This is a genomic window from Kitasatospora sp. NPDC089509 (assembly GCF_044749365.1).
GTDB lineage: Bacteria > Actinomycetota > Actinomycetes > Streptomycetales > Streptomycetaceae > Kitasatospora.
Genome location: NZ_JBIVHS010000039.1, coordinates 43,520 through 58,993, shown reverse-complemented (window position 1 = coordinate 58,993; position 15,474 = coordinate 43,520). Strand labels below are relative to the sequence as shown.

Annotated in this window: 13 protein-coding genes; 5 read left to right on the top strand and 8 right to left on the bottom strand. The window is 75.2% G+C overall.

What is annotated here, in order from left to right:
- Window positions 1–102: 102 nt before the first annotated feature.
- The 5 genes from ACIP4P_RS42590 to ACIP4P_RS42570 are packed head-to-tail and all read right to left on the bottom strand — an operon-like array spanning window position 103 to window position 5,503.
- On the bottom strand, window positions 103–1,056 hold the full coding sequence (locus ACIP4P_RS42590) for an ABC transporter ATP-binding protein (RefSeq protein ID WP_400929115.1): 954 nt from the start codon (window positions 1,054–1,056) through the stop codon (window positions 103–105).
- Window positions 1,053–2,048 (bottom strand): ABC transporter ATP-binding protein, encoded by a 996-nt coding sequence (locus ACIP4P_RS42585; RefSeq protein ID WP_400929112.1) that lies wholly within the window; start codon window positions 2,046–2,048, stop codon window positions 1,053–1,055. Before ACIP4P_RS42585 ends, ACIP4P_RS42590 begins: the two co-directional genes overlap by 4 nt.
- Window positions 2,045–2,947 carry an ABC transporter permease gene (locus tag ACIP4P_RS42580; RefSeq protein WP_400929109.1) on the bottom strand — a complete coding sequence of 301 codons (903 nt, stop codon included), beginning with the start codon at window positions 2,945–2,947 and terminating at the stop codon, window positions 2,045–2,047. Before ACIP4P_RS42580 ends, ACIP4P_RS42585 begins: the two co-directional genes overlap by 4 nt.
- On the bottom strand, window positions 2,934–3,938 hold the full coding sequence (locus ACIP4P_RS42575) for an ABC transporter permease (RefSeq protein ID WP_400929106.1): 1,005 nt from the start codon (window positions 3,936–3,938) through the stop codon (window positions 2,934–2,936). Before ACIP4P_RS42575 ends, ACIP4P_RS42580 begins: the two co-directional genes overlap by 14 nt.
- Entirely contained in the window at window positions 3,935–5,503 is a 1,569-nt protein-coding gene (locus ACIP4P_RS42570; RefSeq protein ID WP_400929104.1) for an ABC transporter substrate-binding protein, read from the bottom strand. Before ACIP4P_RS42570 ends, ACIP4P_RS42575 begins: the two co-directional genes overlap by 4 nt.
- Before the next feature lie 239 nt (window positions 5,504–5,742).
- On the opposite strand from ACIP4P_RS42570, the gene ACIP4P_RS42565 reads away from it, so the two are divergent.
- The 3 genes from ACIP4P_RS42565 to ACIP4P_RS42555 all read left to right on the top strand — a co-directional run bounded on the left by ACIP4P_RS42565 (window position 5,743) and on the right by ACIP4P_RS42555 (window position 9,045).
- Window positions 5,743–6,354, top strand: a complete 612-nt coding sequence (locus tag ACIP4P_RS42565; protein WP_350518566.1) for a TetR family transcriptional regulator — start codon at window positions 5,743–5,745, stop codon at window positions 6,352–6,354.
- A gap of 157 nt (window positions 6,355–6,511) precedes the next feature.
- On the top strand, window positions 6,512–7,252 hold the full coding sequence (locus ACIP4P_RS42560; RefSeq protein ID WP_400929100.1) for a tyrosine-protein phosphatase: 741 nt from the start codon (window positions 6,512–6,514) through the stop codon (window positions 7,250–7,252).
- On the top strand, window positions 7,249–9,045 hold the full coding sequence (locus ACIP4P_RS42555; protein WP_400929097.1) for a glycoside hydrolase family 3 protein: 1,797 nt from the start codon (window positions 7,249–7,251) through the stop codon (window positions 9,043–9,045). Before ACIP4P_RS42560 ends, ACIP4P_RS42555 begins: the two co-directional genes overlap by 4 nt.
- 57 nt (window positions 9,046–9,102) lie before the next feature.
- Here ACIP4P_RS42555 and ACIP4P_RS42550 read toward each other — a convergent pair whose 3' ends face one another.
- Genes ACIP4P_RS42550 through ACIP4P_RS42540 form a run of 3 tightly spaced genes read right to left on the bottom strand, consistent with a single transcriptional unit; the run spans window position 9,103 to window position 12,013 of the window.
- Window positions 9,103–9,921, bottom strand: coding sequence for a heme ABC transporter ATP-binding protein (locus ACIP4P_RS42550; RefSeq protein ID WP_400929094.1), 819 nt, complete (start codon window positions 9,919–9,921; stop codon window positions 9,103–9,105).
- Window positions 9,918–10,991, bottom strand: a complete 1,074-nt coding sequence (locus ACIP4P_RS42545; RefSeq protein ID WP_400929091.1) for a FecCD family ABC transporter permease — start codon at window positions 10,989–10,991, stop codon at window positions 9,918–9,920. Before ACIP4P_RS42545 ends, ACIP4P_RS42550 begins: the two co-directional genes overlap by 4 nt.
- Complete coding sequence (locus tag ACIP4P_RS42540) at window positions 10,988–12,013, bottom strand: hemin ABC transporter substrate-binding protein (RefSeq protein WP_400929088.1); 1,026 nt, start codon at window positions 12,011–12,013, stop codon at window positions 10,988–10,990. Before ACIP4P_RS42540 ends, ACIP4P_RS42545 begins: the two co-directional genes overlap by 4 nt.
- 171 nt (window positions 12,014–12,184) lie before the next feature.
- Between ACIP4P_RS42540 and ACIP4P_RS42535 the strand changes: the two genes are divergently transcribed.
- Both ACIP4P_RS42535 and ACIP4P_RS42530 read left to right on the top strand, forming a co-directional pair.
- Window positions 12,185–13,714, top strand: a complete 1,530-nt coding sequence (locus ACIP4P_RS42535; RefSeq protein ID WP_400929085.1) for an HtaA domain-containing protein — start codon at window positions 12,185–12,187, stop codon at window positions 13,712–13,714.
- 75 nt (window positions 13,715–13,789) lie between these two features.
- A complete protein-coding gene (locus ACIP4P_RS42530) occupies window positions 13,790–15,382 on the top strand; it encodes an HtaA domain-containing protein (protein WP_400929082.1) in 1,593 nt (530 codons plus the stop codon).
- The last annotated feature ends 92 nt before the right edge of the window (window positions 15,383–15,474 follow it).

Here is a 15,474-nt window from a genome sequence, read left to right as displayed (position 1 = left end):
GTGCCAGAGGCCGGCACCCGCCACCGCGGGTTCCGGCCACCCCCGGGCGCACCGCAACGGGCTGGCCGTGCCACCGGGCCGGTCGTGCGGTGCGGGCCGAGGTCAGGCCTGCCGGTCGAGCAGCGGACGGTGGCAGGCCACCGTCCGGGTGGGGGTGACGGGGAGCAGCGGCGGGGTCTCGGCGGCGCAGCGGTCGTCGGACAGCGGGCAGCGGGTGCGGAAGCGGCAGCCGGAGGGCGGGTCGAGCGGGGAGGGCGGGTCGGTGGGCAGCAGGCCGGTGTCGCCGAGCGGGCGGCCGGGTTCGGGGACGGCGGCGAGCAGCGCCCTGGTGTAGGGGTGGGCGGGCGCGGCCAACACCTCCTCGGTCGGGCCGCGTTCGCAGATCCGGCCGAGCTGGAGCACGGCGACCTCGTCGCTCACCGCGCGCACCACCCCGAGGTCGTGCGAGATGAACAGCCCGGCCAGGCCGTGTTCCTCGGTGAGGCGGCGGAGCAGGTTGAGCACGGTGGCCTGGGCGGAGACGTCGAGTGCGGAGACGGCCTCGTCGGCGATCAGCACGCGCGGTTCGGCGGTCAACGCCCGGGCCAGGGCGACCCGTTGGGCCTGGCCGCCGGAGAGCTGGCCGGGGTGGCGGTCGGCGAAGGAGGCGGGCAGGCCGACCGCCTCCAGCTGCCGGTGCACGGTGGCCTCGCGGTCGGTGCCGGGGCGGGGGTGGGCGTCCAGGGGTTCGGCGACCAGGTCGCGGACCCGGCGGCGGGGGTTGAGCGAGGAGAGCGGGTCCTGGAAGACCATCTGCAGGCGCGGGCGCAGGGCCCGCAGGGCGCGCGGGGTGAGGTCGGCGAGGTCGGTGCCGTCCAGGGTGACGGTCCCGGCGGTGGGTGGGGGCAGGTGCAGCAGGGCCTTGGCGATGCTGCTCTTGCCGGAGCCGGACTCGCCGACCAGGGCGAGGGTGCGGTGCCGGTGCAGGGTCAGGTCGACGTCGCTGACGGCGTGCAGCGGGCCGGAGCGGGTGCGGTGCACCACGGTGAGGCCGGTGGCTTCGAGGACGGCGGTCATGGGGTGCTCTCCGGGGTGCCGAGCGGGTAGTGGCAGCTGACGGACCGTCCGGGGGCGGGCCGGTGGACGGGCGGCGCCTCGGTGTTGCAGCGCTCCCGGGCGTCGGCGCAGCGCGGGGCGAACGGGCAGCCGGCGGTGGGGCGGGCCGGGTCCGGCGGGGAGCCGGGGATGGCGGGCAGGGTGCGGCGCAGCGGGCCGGTGACCCGCGGTACGGAGCGCAGCAGGGCGGCGGTGTAGGGGTGGGCGGGGTGGGTGGTGACGGCTTCGGTGGGGCCGGTCTCGACGATCCGGCCGCCGTACATGACGGCGATCCGGGCGGCCCGGCCGTAGAGCAGTCCGATGTCGTGGGTGATCAGCAGGGTGGCCAGGCCGCGGCTGCGGCGGTGGTGGTCGAGCAGGTCCAGGACGGTGCGTTGGACGGTGACGTCCAGGGCGGTGGTGGGTTCGTCGGCGAGCAGCAGGCGGGGTTCGCCGGCCAGGGCGGCGGCGATGCCGACGCGTTGGCGCAGTCCGCCGGAGAGTTCGTGCGGGTAGGCGCGGGCGCGGCGGGCGGGGTCGGGGACGTCGACGGCGGCGAGCAGGTCGGCGGCGGTGCGGAGCCGGGCGGCCCGGTTGAGCCGGCGCCGGTTGGTGAGGGCCTCGGTGACCTGGTCGGCGATCCGCACCACCGGGTTGAGCGAGGTCATCGGGTCCTGGTGGACCATGGCGATCCCGGTGCCGAGGAGGGCGGCCCGCCGGCGGGCCGGGGCGGTGAGCAGGTCCTCGCCGTCGAGCAGCACGGCGCCGGTGGACGTCGCCCGGGTGCCGCGCGGGTGGATGCCGAGGACGGTGCGGGCGAGCACCGACTTCCCGGAGCCGGACTCGCCGACCACGCCGAGGCACTCGCCGGGCCCGACGGTGAGGTCGATGCCGCGCAGCACCGGCAGGGCGCGGCCGTCGGGGGTGTGCAGGACGGTGTCGAGCGAGCGTACGTCCAGGACGGGGCCGGTCATCGGGCGGCTCCCTTCGGGGCGGGCGAACGGAGCTGCTCGCCGAGGTAGTTGACGGCGAGGACGGTCAGGCAGAGCACGGCGGCCGGGGCGAGGGAGATCCACGGCGCGCTGCCGAGGTTGGTGCGTCCCTCGGCGATGATGCCGCCCCAGGACGGGGCGGGCGGGCGCAGTCCGAAGCCGAGGAAGCTGAGCGAGCCCTCGGCCACGATGGCGACCGTGGTGGCGGTGAAGGCGAAGCCGACGGCGGCGGGGGCGACGTGCGGGAGGATCTCGCGGCGCAGGATGCGGGCGGGGGCGGTGCCGAGCATCCGGGCGGCCTGGACGAAGCCGCGCTCGTTGAGCGACAGCACCACCGCGCGCACCACCCGGGTGAAGTGCGGGACGGTGAGCAGGCCGATCAGCACGCCGATCACGGGCAGGCTCGGGCCGCGCAGCGAGACCGCGATCATCACCAGGACCAGTGAGGGGACGGACATCAGGACGTCGGTGGTGAAGCCGATCAGCCGGTCGACCGGGCCGCGGAACCAGCCGGCGGCCAGGCCGAGGGCGCCGCCGCCGAGCAGACCGACGGTGGCGGTGAGCGCGGCGACGGCGGCGGAGGCCCGGGCGCCGGCGACGGTGCGCTGGAGCACGTCCCGTCCGGAGGCGTCGGTGCCGAGCCAGTGTCCGGGGGCGGGCGGGGCCGAGGGGTGGGCGAAGTCGCCGTGCAGCGGGTCGAATCCGGGCAGCAGCAGGGGCAGCAGCAGGACGGTGAGGGCGAGCAGGGCGAGCCAGCCGGCCGCGACCAGGGTGCCGATGGACGGGCGGCGGCGGGGGCGGGGCCCGGTGTCGGCGGCCGGGGCGGCGGGCTGCGCGGGCTGCGTCGGGGCGGTGACGGCGGGCGGTTCAGCGGTGGTCATGGGCGATCCTCGGGTCGAGCGCGCGGTAGAGCAGGTCCACCGCGAGGGTGGCGGTGACGACCCCGGTGGCGCCGAGCACCACCACGGCCTGGACGACGGGGAAGTCGCGTCCGGCGATGGCCGCCGAGGCCAGGCTGCCGACGCCGGGCACCGCGAAGAGCGTCTCGACCAGCACCGAGCCGCCGAGCGAGGTGCCGACGCCGATGCCGACCAGGGTGACCAGCGGCAGCGAGGACGGGCGCAGGGTGCGGCGCAGCAGCAGCCGGACGGTGCCCATGCCGCGGCCCCGGGCGGCGGCGATGTAGGTCTGGTCGAGGGTCTCCAGCAGTTGGGAGCGCAGGGTGCGGGTGAAGACGGCGGCCTCGGTGAGGCCGAGGGTGAGCGCCGGCAGCACCAGGTGGCGCAGGTTCTGCACCGGGTCCCGGGTGAACGGGGTCCAGCCGGTGGCGGGCAGTACCCGCAGCTGGACGGCGGCCAGCCAGATCAGCAGCAGGCCGAGGACGAAGCCGGGGACGGCGAGCCAGACGAAGGCGCCGGCGGTGGCGATCCGGTCCACCGCGCCGCCGGGCCGCCAGGCCGAGGCCAGGGCGAGCGGCACGGCCAGCAGCAGGGCCACCAGCTGGCCGGCCAGGAAGAGTTCCAGGGTGACGGGGACCCGGTCGGCGAGCTCGTCGGTGACGCTGCGGCCGCTGGCGAGCGAGTGGCCGAGGTCGCCGTGGGCCAGGTTGCCGAGCCAGTGCCAGGCGGCGGTGGGCAGGCTCTGGTCCAGGCCGAGGTGGGACTCGTAGGCGGCGATCTGCTCGGGGGTCGCGGTGGGGCCGAGTGCCGCGGCGGCCGGGGAGCCGGGCAGCAGGTGCGGGAGCCAGACCGCGGCGGCGACGACCACCAGCAGGACGGCGGCGGCCCGGGCCAGGCGGCTGCCGGCGCGCAGCAGTCGCCGGGCCGGGTCGTGGCGGGGCGCCGACCGGCCCGTACGGCGCGGGGGCCTCACTTCTTGCTCCACAGGGTGGCGGGGGAGAGGCTGATCACGGTCCGGCGGGACAGGTCGGGCAGGCCGCCGACCCGGGCGGAGGCGAGGAAGCCGTTGGAGTTCTCGGTGAGGAAGAGCATCGGGGCGTCGGCGACGATCTGCCGGGCGGCGCCGTTGTAGGCGGCGGCGCGCGCGGCCGGGTCCAGGGCGGCCCGGCCCTCGGCGAGCGAGCGGTCCACGGCGGGGTTGTGGTAGCCGGTGAAGTTCAGTGGGGAGGCGGCCGGGAAGAGGGCGGTGAGCGCCGCGTCGGTGTCGCCGAACATGCTGGTGATGAAGTCCATGACCTGGAAGGAGTGCTGCATCAGCGCGGTGCCCGCGGCGGCGGCGTCCACCGGCTTGACGGTCATCCTGATGCCGGCCTCGCCGAGCATCTGCTGGATCACCGTGGCGCGCTGCTGGGACTCGGGGCGGCTGTCCACCAGGTAGTCGAAGGCGACCTGGGGGTTGCCCGCCTCGGCGAGCAACTGCCGGGCCCGGGCCGGGTCGTGGGCGGGGTAGCCGGAGGAGCCGCCGGCCGTGCGGTATGCCGAGTGCGAGCCGATCGGGCCGTCGGCGGTCTGTCCCTGGCCGAGGCCGACGACCTTCTCCACGGCCTCGCGGTCGATGGCGTACTGCATCGCCTGGCGGACCCGGGGGTCGTCGAAGGGGGCCGTCCTGGTGTTGATCAGGACGGTGGAGGTGGAGCCGGGACCGGCGGCCACCCGCAGCCCGTCGGCGGGCGCCTGCTTGAACTGCGCCGGGCTCTCGGCCCAGATCAGGTCGGTGTCGCCGGAGCGCAGCGACTGGTAGCGGCTGTCGGTGTCCGGGAGCACCCGGAAGGCGAGCTTGTCGGCGTGCCCCTTGGCGCCCCAGTAGGCGGGGTTGCGGGTGAGTTCGGCCGAGACGCCGCTCTGTGCGCTGCCGAGGACGTACGGGCCGGAGCCGATCGCGGTGCCGTCGGCGCCGGGGGCCTCGGAGACGTAGCCGAGCGAGCGGGTGAAGGCGTTGGGGAAGACGGAGTTGGGCGACTTGAGGGTGAAGACGACGGTGTCGGCGGTGGGGGCGGTCATCGAGCCGATGGCCGCGGCGTCGGCCGCGCACGAGCACTTGCTCTCGGGCTTGGACAGGCGGGTGACGTGGTCGATCACCGCCTGGGCGTCGAGCGGCTTGCCGTCGCTGAACCGGACCCCGTCGCGCAGCCGCAGGGTCCAGGTGGTGGCGTCGGCGTTCGGCGTGAACTCCTGGGCCAGGTAGGGCTGGACGGTGCCGTTGTCGCCGTTGGTCATCAGCGGGTCGTAGAGCGCGTTGGCGAGCACCAGCATCGGCTCGGAGACCAGGGTGCTGTCGGCGGGGTCGAGTCGGGTGAAGGCCCGGTCCAGGCCGATCCGCAGGGTTCCGCCGTCCACGGCGGGGCCGTCCTGGCCGGTGGCGGAGCCGGCCGCGGGGCCGCCGGTGAGCGCGTCGTCGGAGGCCGAGCAGGCTCCGGCGGTGAGCGTCAGGGCGGTCGCGCAGACCGCTGATGCCAGAACGTGGGTGTGCCGCTTCATGGTTCCTCGGTGTTCCTCGGAGCGGGGGGTGGGGGCGGACCGCCGGGGCGGCCGCCGCCGATACCTTCGCGGAAGTGGCACTACTGCCAATAGGCAGTTGTGCAAAGTTTGGATGACGAGCCGTCGAAGAGTTCCCGCACCGCTTGAGCGGGCCTTGCCCGGCGTGATTCGCTACCGGTCGTGACGGTGCACGAGCCGTCACCGGAGGACGCGGCGCGACAGGAAGTGGAACAACACCGATGCCGGACATCGACGAGGCGACCGAACCGGGCATGCGCGACCGCAAGAAGGCCCGCACCCGGGACAGCATCCGGACCGCCGCGTTCGACCTCTTCGAGGAACAGGGCTTCGAGAAGACCACCCTGCAGCAGATCTGCCGCCGGGCCGACGTCGCCCACCGCACCTTCTTCCGCTACTACCCGACCAAGGAGGCGCTGCTCTTCGGCTGGGACTTCGGCCAGTTGGTGCTGGACGCCTTCGCCGCGGCCCCGCCCGAGCTCGACCTCTGGGCCGCCCTCGACCACGCGCTGACCGCCACGGACGGCCAGTGGGAGGAACCGGTCGAACACACCGCCCGCCGCCGCAGGCTGCGCCGCGACTTCCTCGACGTGCAGTCCGTGCACAACTACGCCCTGGTGGTCATCGACCTGTTCGCCCAGCGCACCGCCGACCTGGCCGCCGCCCGCCTGGGCGTCGACCCGATCGCCGACCTGCGCCCGGCCGCCTTCGCCGCGCTGTTCACCGGACTCGTGCGCCGGCACGTCCTGGTCGCCCAGGACGGCAGCACGCTCACCGCCTGGGCGGACGCCTACCGGGACGTGCTCGGCGCGGCCCGGACGCTCACCCACTGATCCCCTTCGAACCCCTGACGGCCCAGGGCTGTCAGAGCTCCAGCCCTCCCTGCTCCGACCCCGACGGGCTCCCGGCCCACCGCCCCCCGCGCCGCGACAGCGCCGCGCGGGCGATGCGCCCTGCCCGGAACCACCGCACCTGCCCGAAAGGCCCCCCATGTCCCTGGTCAACTTCCGCGACCCCGCGGTGCTCGCCGACCCGGCGGCCCGACTCGTCCGCCACGGCCTCCTCTTCCGCTCCGCCCAGCCCTTCCCGGCCGCCGACGCCGACACCGTCGCGCTGCTCACCGCCCACGGCATCCGCACCGTGATCGACCTCCGGGGCGGTGCCGAGATCCGCGAAGAGGACTGGACCGCCGTCCAGGAAGCCGGTACCGACGTCGTCCGGGCCCCGATCGAGCCCGTCAACGAGGCGCTCGAACGCGCCATGCGGACCATGGAGACCGGGGCCGACCTCGGCGCCTTCTACCTGCTGATGGCCGAGTCCGCCCCCGCCGGGGTGGCCGCCGCCGTCGAGGCCGCCGCCCGGCCCGGCGCCGTCCTGCTGCACTGCGCCGCCGGGAAGGACCGGACCGGCCTGCTCACCGCCCTGCTGCTCGACCTGCTCGCCGTACCCGTCGAGGAGATCGTCGCCGACTACGCGCGCACCGCCGACGCCCTGCCGCAGATCTTCGCCGGCCTGGCCGAGCGCAACCCGGCCGCCCTCAACCAGGTGGAGAGCGGCGCCCTCAAGGTCCCCGCCCCGCTGCTGGCCGCCCCCGCCGAGGCGATGCGCGCCTTCCTCGACCTGGTGCACGCCGAGTACGGCACCGCCGAGGCGTTCCTGCTGCACTGCGGTGTCCCGGCCGCGACCCTGGACGCCGTCCGCATCAAGGCGGTTGCCGGGGGTGCGGCATGACGACCCTGCTGCGCCACACCGACGGGACGCCGTTCCGCGACCTCAACCACAACGGCACCATGGAGCCCTACGAGGACCCGCGGCTGCCGGTCGAGGAGCGCGTCGAGGACCTGCTCGCCCGGATGACCCTGGCCGAGAAGGCCGCGCTCATGCTGCACGGCCGGATGCTGCCCGGCGACCAGCGGATCCTCCCCGGCGAGCACGAACCCTTCCCCTCCGGCGCCCGGCTGATCCCCGACCGCGGACTCACCCACTTCGCCATGATGGCGGTGCCCGACGCCCGCACCATGGCGCAGTGGAACAACCACGTCCAGGACCTCGCCGCCGCCGGACGGCTCGGCATCCCGGTCACCCTCTCCTCCGATCCGCGGCACGGCTTCACCGCCAACCCCGCCACCGCGCACACCGGGGGAGGCTTCAGCAGCGGCCCGGAACCGATCGGCCTGGCCGCCACCGACGACCCGGACCTGGTGCGGGAGTACGCCGCGCTGATCGGCCGTGAGCTGTGCGCGGTCGGCATCCGGGTCGCCATCCACCCGATGGCCGACCTCGCCACCGAGCCCCGCTGGGCGCGGATCAGCGGCACCTTCGGCGAGGACCCGGAGCGTGCTTCCCGGATGATCGACGCCTACATCCGGGGCCTCCAGGGCGAGCGGATCGGGCCCGGCAGCGTCGCCTGCATGACCAAGCACTTCCCCGGCGGCGGCCCGCAGGAGCACGGCGAGGACTCGCACTTCGCCGTCGGGCGGCGCCTGGTCTACCCCGGCGGCGAGTTCGAGACCCACCTGCGCCCCTTCGAGGCAGCCTTCGCCGCCGGCACCGCGCAGATCATGCCCGCCTATGCGATCCCCTCCGGCAGCGGCCTGGCCGAGGTCGGCGCCAACTTCAACCATGACGTCATCACCGGCCTGCTGCGCGGGAAGTACGGGTTCGACGGGGTGGTCTGCACCGACTTCAACGCCATCACGGGCATGGAGGTCCCCGGGGTGGTGAGCCTGCCGCCCCGGCACTGGGGCGTCGAACACCTCTCGGTGGCCGAGCAGGTGGTGCTCACCCTGGACGCCGGTGCCGACCAGCTCGGCGGCGAGACCGACCCCGGGCTGATCCTCGCCGCCGTCGCCTCCGGCGCGGTGGACGAGCAGCGGATCGACGCGTCGGCCCGTCGCATCCTGCGCGACAAGTTCCGGCTCGGCCTCTTCGACGACCCCTACGTCGACCCCGACGAGGCCGAGCGGGTGGTCGGCACGGAGGCGGGCCGGGCCCTCGGCCGCGAGGTGCAGCGGCGCTCGCTGGTCCACCTCGCCGGGGAGCTGCCGGCCGGCGCCCGGCTCTACGTCGAGGGGGTGGACCCGGCGGTGGCGGCGCGCTTCGGAACCGTGGTCGACACGGTGGCGGAGGCCGACCTGGCCGTGGTCCGGCTGCGCGCACCGTACGAACAGCGCGAAGGACTGCTCGAACAGCACTTCCACAGCGGCTCGCTGGAGTTCCCGGCGCCCGAGGCCGAACGGCTGGCCACGCTGGCGGCCACGGTACCGACCGTGTTCGCCGTCCAGTTGGAGCGGCCCGCGGTGCTCACCCCGCTGGCGCCCCACGCGGCGCTGCTGCTGGGCGAGTTCGGGGCGGAGGACGAGGTGGTGCTGTCGGCCGCACTCGGGCGGACGCCGATGACCGGCAGCCTGCCGTTCGACCTGCCCCGCTCCGACCGGGCCGTCGCCGCCGCCCGGGAGGACGTGCCCTTCGACACCCGCGATCCGCTGTTCCGGTACGGGCACCGGGCGGCCGGGGCCGTCTGACGGCCGCCGCCGGTCGGCTGTAGGTGCGCACCCCCACGGGTGCGCACCTACAGCGGTTCAGCCGCGCTGCGGCAGCACCAGCGGCGCCCCCGTGCGCGGGTGGGCCAGCACCTCGACCGGGTGCCCGTACACCTCGCTGAGCAGCGGCGCGCGCAGCACCTCGGCCACCGGGCCGTCGGCGACCGTCGTCCCGCCGGTCAGCAGGACCACCCGGTCCGCGTAGGCCGCCGCCAGTGACAGGTCGTGCAGCACCACGACCACGCCGTCCCCGGCGGCGGCGCGCTCCCGGGCGACCCGCAGCACCAGCTCCTGGTGGCGCAGGTCGAGGGCCGCGGTTGGCTCGTCCAGCAGCAACAGCGGGGTGCGCTGGGCGAGCACCCGGGCGAGCGCGACCCGGGCCCGCTCGCCGCCGGACAGCGCGGTGAACGGGCGCCCGGCGAAGGCGGTGGACTCGGTGGCGGCCATCGCCTCGGCGACCACCGCCTCGTCCTCGGCGGCGGCCGCCGTGCCGGTCCAGGGCGCGCGGCCCATCCGGACCACCTCGTCGGCCGGGAACGGGAAGGACAGCGCGGCGGACTGCGGCAACAGCGCGCGGTGCAGGGCGAGTTCGGCCGCACGGTAGCCGGACAGCGGGCGGCCGCGCAGGGTGACCGCGCCGCTGTCCGGGGTGACGTCCCCGGCGAGCACGGACAACAGGGTGGACTTGCCGGCGCCGTTCGGCCCGAGCAGGGCGACCACCTCGCCGGCGGCGACCCGGACGGCGGCGCCGGCCAGCAGCGGGCGTCCGCCGACGGTCAGCCGGACCGCCTCGGCGGTGAGCAACTCGGCGCCGGGGAGCGGCCGTTCGGGAATCGTCCGGGGTCGGTGCAGTCTCATGCCCAGCCTCCCTGCTTGGTCCGGGTCCGGCGCAGCAGCCAGAAGAAGAACGGGCTGCCGATCAGCGCGGTGAGCACACCGAGCGGCAGTTCGGCCGGCGCGGCGAGGGTGCGGGCGGCCAGGTCGGCGGCCACCAGCACCAGCGCCCCGCCGAGCGCCGAGGCGGGTAGCAGGAAGCGGTGGCCCGGCCCGGCCAGCATCCGCAGCAGGTGCGGGACGACCAGTCCGACGAAGCCGATGACACCGCTGACCGCGACGGCCGCGGCGGTGAGCAGCGCGACCACGGTGATCAGGGTCAGCCGCATCCGCTCGACGTCCACCCCGAGGTGGCGGGCCGGTCGCTCGCCGAGCGCCAGCAGGTCCAGCTTGCGGGCGTACAGCGGGGCGACGGCGAGTCCGACGACGGCGAAGGGCAGCACGGCGAGCACCTTGCCCCAGCTCGCCTGGGAGAGCGAGCCCAGCTGCCAGAAGGTGACCTGGCTGATCGCGGCGGAGTCGGCGGTGAACAGGAGGAGGCCGATCAGCGCGCCGCAGAAGGCGTTCACGGCGACGCCGGTGAGGATCAGCGTGACCACCTCGGTGCGGCCGCCGGCCCGGGCCATCAGGTACACCGTGAAGACCGTCAACAGCCCGCTGCCGAAGGCGAACACGGTGACCGTCCAGCTGCCGAGGGCGTCCAGACCGAGCACGATGCAGGCCACCGCGCCGACCGCGCCGCCGGAGGAGACGCCGATGACGGCCGGTTCGGCGAGCGGGTTGCCGAACACGCCCTGCATCAGCGCCCCGGCACAGCCGAGCGAGCCGCCGACCAGCAGGGCCAGCGCGACCCGGGGCAGCCGGACGTTCCACAGCACCGACTCGGGCACCCGGTCCAGGGCGTGCCCGCCGACGCCGAGGCGGTGGGCGGCGGAGGCGAGGATGTCGCCGAGCGGGATGTGGTAGGCGCCGGTGCCGGCCGCGAGCAGGGCGCAGAGGACGAGGGCGGTGGTGAGGGTGGCGGTGATCAGGGTGGTCCGAGGTGGGCGGGGGAGGCTCTTGGTACGGCTCTTCTCCGTTACGGCGGTGGTCACTTGGCGCCCGCCGGGTGGAGCTGGGCGGTGATCTCCCGGAGCACCTGGGGGGTGCGCGGCCCGTAGCTGAGCAGCTGGCCGTCCTCGATCGAGACGACCCGGCGGTCCAGCCCGGCCGGGGTCTGGGCGACGCCGGGGAGCTTGAGCAGGCCGTCGACGCCGCCGACCGAGGCGAGTCCCTTGCTCATCACCAGGATCGCGTCGGGCGCGGCCTTCACCAGGGCCTCGCTGGTGAGCGGGGTGAAGTCGCCGGTGAGGCCGGCCGCGGTGCCGGCGTCCTCGCCGCCGACCGCCTCGATCAGCGAGCCGGCGCCGGAGGCGGGGCCGCCGAGGAGGTAGACGGAGGCGCTGCCGCGCAGGTAGAGGAAGGCCACCTTGGGGCGGTGGTCGGTGGCCGGGACGGCGGCCCGGGCGGCGGTGATTTGCTGCTCGGTGCGCTCCTTCAACTGGCCACCGGCGTCCGGGACCCCGAGGGCGGCGGCGACGGTGTCGATGCGCGGGCCGACGTCGGCGAGCTTCTTGGCGTCGTCCAGCACGAGCAGCGGGACGCCGGCCGCGCGGATCTGGTCGATCGCCTCGGCCGGGCCGGTGGAACGGTCGGCGAGCACGACGGTCGGGTGCAGCGACAGCACGCCCTCGGCGGAGACGTCGTGCGCCTGGGTGATCACCGGCAGCTCGGCCGCCTGCTGGAAGGTGGTGGAGACGTCCCGGGCGACCACCTTCGGGCCGAGGCCGAGGCTGAACACCAACTCGGCGAGGCTGCCGTTGAGCGGGATGATCCGCTCGGCGCTGGTGACGGTGACCTGGCGGCCGTCGGCGGACGGGGTGGTGGCCGGGAGCCGGGGGACGGGCTGGACGGGCAGCGGCTCGACGGCGTCGGGGGCGCGGGAGGCGGTGGCCGTCGCGGTCCCGGAGCCGGTGCCGGGGCCGCAGGCGGTGAGGGGGAGCAGGAGGGCTAGGAGGAGGAGCAGCAGGAGGGCGGGCCCGCGGGCCACCTGGGGGCGGATCGTACTGCTGCTCAACGTGCTTCCCTTCGCCGGGAGTTGTCGCCTCCGCCGGCCTGGTCGGGGGGAGGGGTGGTGGGACTGTTGACTCACATATTAGGTTAGCCTTACCTCAGTCTTGCAAGGGGGTCGGCGTTTGCCGGACCCTCCCCTTGCCGCGTTCCCGTGACCCTTCGAGGAGTGATCCGCGTGTCCCTGCCCAGTCGGCTCCGCCGCCTGGCCGCCTCCCTGGTGGCCGTTCTCGCCGCATTGTCGGCGGTGGTCCTGTCGACGGCCGTCCTGTCGCCGGGGCGGGCGGCGGCCACCGAGGGCAGGGTCTCCGGCGGGCGGCTGGACTGGGGGATCAAACAGTCCTTCCTGACCTACGTCACCGGCCCCATCGCCAAGGGCAGTTGGGCGCTCACCGGCGGCGCGGCGACGGTTGGCGGCAGCACCTTCCGGTTCCACTCGGCGAACGGCACGTACGACCCGGCGACCGGTGCACTGACCGCGGCCTTCTCCGGCGGGGTCCGCTTCACCGGGCACCAGGAGAACGGCGCCAACGCGCTGGACCTGAGCCTCGGCCGACTCACCTTCCGGGCCCTCCCCGGCGGCTCGGCCGGGCTGTACGCCGACGTCAGCAGCAAGTCCAAGGAGACCGGGCAGGTCAGCAGTGCGAGCCAGGCCAAGCTGGCCGACCTCTCGCTGGCCGGCGTCGACCTGCGCGGGGCGGCCGGCACCCTGAACCTCGGCAACGTCCCGGCCACCCTCACCGACGCCGGGGCGAAGGCCTTCGGCAACTTCTACCAGGCCGGGACGGCGCTGGATCCGCTCACGCTGTCGGTCAACCTGCCGGGGGCCCAGGCGAGTTCGGCGGCTCCCTCGGCTTCTTCGGCCCCCTCGGCTTCTTCGGCTCCTTCCGCCCAGGCGGTCCCTTCGGCCTCATCGCCGAGCACCACGACCGCTACCCAGGCGCCCGCGTCCGCGAAGACCGAGTTCGGCAACGGCGCCCTCGACTGGGGTGTACGCCGCACCTTCCGTGACTACGTCACCGGCACGATCGCCCAGGGCCGCTGGGAGCTCGGCGGCGGCGCGGCCGACGGCGGCGCCTTCTTCCGCTGGACCCCGGCCAAGGGCACGTACGACCCCGCGACCGGCGACCTCACCGCCGCCTTCACCGGTACCGTCCGCTTCACCGGCCTGCGCAGCGGCGAGAGTTACGGTCTGGACCTCACCCTGGCCAACCCCGGCGTCACCGTGGCAGACGGCCGGGGCCGACTGCTCGCCGACGTCTCCGGCCGGACCCCGGACGGCGCCACCCAGCAGCTGACCGGCGTCGAGCTGGCGACCTTCGACCCGGCCGGACTCAAGCCGGAGGGCGGTCTGCTGAAGGCCGTCGAACTGCCGCTCAAGCTCGCCGAGGGCGGCGCCAAGGCCTTCGGCGGCCTCTACCCGGCCGGCACCGAGATGGACCCGCTGAGCTTCGCCGTCGCCCTCGACCCGGCCGCCGCACTGCCCCCGCTGCCGGACCTCGGCAGCGCCCCGGCCACCCCGTTGGCCGCCCCGGTCGCCTCGCCCGTGGCTTCCCCGGCCGGCTCCTCCTCGGAGGGCTTCCCGGTAGCCGCCGTGGCCGCCGTGGCCGGCGGCGCGGTGCTGGTCGCCGCGCTCGGTACGACCGGCGGGCTGCTGGTCCGGCGCCGCCGCGCGGCCGCCGCCCCGGGCCCGGACCGGACGGCCTGACCCGCCCCCGTTCCCCGCATTCCTCCCGTCCCCCTTGTCCCCGCTGTCCCCCCATCCTCCGAACGGAGCACCAGCATGACCCGCAACCGCACCCGGCTCGCCGCCCTCGCGGCCGCCACCGCCGGCCTCGGCCTCACCGCCCTCGGCGCCCCCGCCCTGGCCTTCGCCGGCGGTGCGCCGGGCAGTGTCACGTACGACACCGGCGCGCTGGACTGGGGCGTGAAGGCCAGCTTCCGCAGCTACATCGAGGGCCCGGCCTCCCAGGGCGGCGCGGTCGAGCTCACCGGCGGCGCGACCCGCAACGCCGACGGCACCTTCCACTTCGGCCTGGCGAGCGCCAAGTACGACCTCGGCACCCACGCCCTCAGCTCCTCCTTCACCGGCGGCGTGCACTTCACCGCCCACCACGGCGCACTGGACGTCGCGCTCAGCGACCTGAAGATCACCACCTCCGGCACCACCGGCACGCTCACCGCCGACACCGCCTCCAAGGAGTCGATGGGCGCCACCGAGATCACCCGGCGGGACGACGTACCGCTGGTGACCTTCACGGTCGGCCGGGACACCACCGGCGGGACGCCGACCGCGACGAAGCTCACCGAGCAGGGGGCGCAGGCCTTCGCGGGCTTCTACCAGGCGGGGACGGACATGGACCCGCTGTCGCTGCTGCTCAAGCAGAGCCCGGCGACGCCCTCGCCCACCGGCACCCCGTCGGTGACCGCGACCCCGTCCGCCACCGCCTCGCCGACGGCGCAGCCGACCGCCTCGCCGTCAGCGACCGCCAGCCCCACCGCCACTGCGACCGCCACCGCCTCGCCCACCGCGACCGGGAGTGCCACCCCGACCGGCACCCCCAACACCCCCAGCACCGGCCCCGACCGCCTCCCCGTGCTGAACGGCACCCTGAACTGGACGGTCAAGGAGAGCTTCCGCAAGTACCTCGAATCCCCGATGGCCGCCGGCAAGGTCGAGTTCGGCGACGGTGCGGCCGACTACCGCTTCGGCGGCGGCACCGGCGCGTACAACACCGCCGACCACTCGCTGAGCGCCGGCTTCGCCGGCTCGGTCCGCTTCCTCGGCCACCCCGGCAAGGACGGCTGGGCGCTGGACACCACGCTCTCCAAGCTGGGGCTGGCGATCGACAAGGACGGCGCCTTCCTCACCGCGGACGTCAACGGCAAGTCCCCGGACGGCAAGTCGACCGCGCTGAGCGGCGCGCGGATCGCCAAGCTCGACGTCCCCGCCTCCGCCCTGAAGCCGGTCGACGGCGTGGTCACGCTCACCGGCGTGCCGGCCACGCTCACGGCCGAGGGCGTCCCGGTGTTCTCCAACTACCCGGCGGGCACGGCCCTGGACCCGGTCAGCGCCACCCTGGCCTTCACCAAGGACGCCAAGCTGCCGACCACCGGCACCTCCGGTACGGGCGGCGGAACCAACCAGGCCGCGGGCGGCCAGGGTTCGGGCAGCGGCACCGGGACCGGCACCGGATCGGCCGGCGGCCCCTCGCTGACCACCACCGGCCTGAGCGGTACGGACACCGGTTCGCTCGCCGCCACCGGTGCGGACACCCCGGTGGGCCCGCTGCTGGCGACCGCGGCCGGCCTGGTGCTGGTCGGCGGCAGCGCGACCGTTCTGGTCCGCAACCGTCGCGGTGCCGCCCAGGCCTGATCCTCGGCACGGCACACGAACCCGGCCCCGGCGGGCAGCAGTTGCCCGCCGGGGCCGGTCGACACCGTGGCGGTCGGGCCCGGCGGCCCGGG

Bases quoted from the DNA above. Each gene is read 5' to 3' on its own strand.
- ACIP4P_RS42590 (WP_400929115.1), bottom strand. From the start codon at position 1,056: ATGACCGCCGTCCTCGAAGCCACCGGCCTCACCGTGGTGCACCGCACC.
- ACIP4P_RS42585 (WP_400929112.1), bottom strand. From the start codon at position 2,048: ATGACCGGCCCCGTCCTGGACGTACGCTCGCTCGACACCGTCCTGCAC.
- ACIP4P_RS42550 (WP_400929094.1), bottom strand. From the start codon at position 9,921: ATGAGACTGCACCGACCCCGGACGATTCCCGAACGGCCGCTCCCCGGC.
- ACIP4P_RS42560 (WP_400929100.1), top strand. From the start codon at position 6,512: ATGTCCCTGGTCAACTTCCGCGACCCCGCGGTGCTCGCCGACCCGGCG.
- ACIP4P_RS42580 (WP_400929109.1), bottom strand. From the start codon at position 2,947: ATGACCACCGCTGAACCGCCCGCCGTCACCGCCCCGACGCAGCCCGCG.
- ACIP4P_RS42555 (WP_400929097.1), top strand. From the start codon at position 7,249: ATGACGACCCTGCTGCGCCACACCGACGGGACGCCGTTCCGCGACCTC.
- ACIP4P_RS42530 (WP_400929082.1), top strand. From the start codon at position 13,790: ATGACCCGCAACCGCACCCGGCTCGCCGCCCTCGCGGCCGCCACCGCC.
- ACIP4P_RS42565 (WP_350518566.1), top strand. From the start codon at position 5,743: ATGCCGGACATCGACGAGGCGACCGAACCGGGCATGCGCGACCGCAAG.
- ACIP4P_RS42570 (WP_400929104.1), bottom strand. From the start codon at position 5,503: ATGAAGCGGCACACCCACGTTCTGGCATCAGCGGTCTGCGCGACCGCC.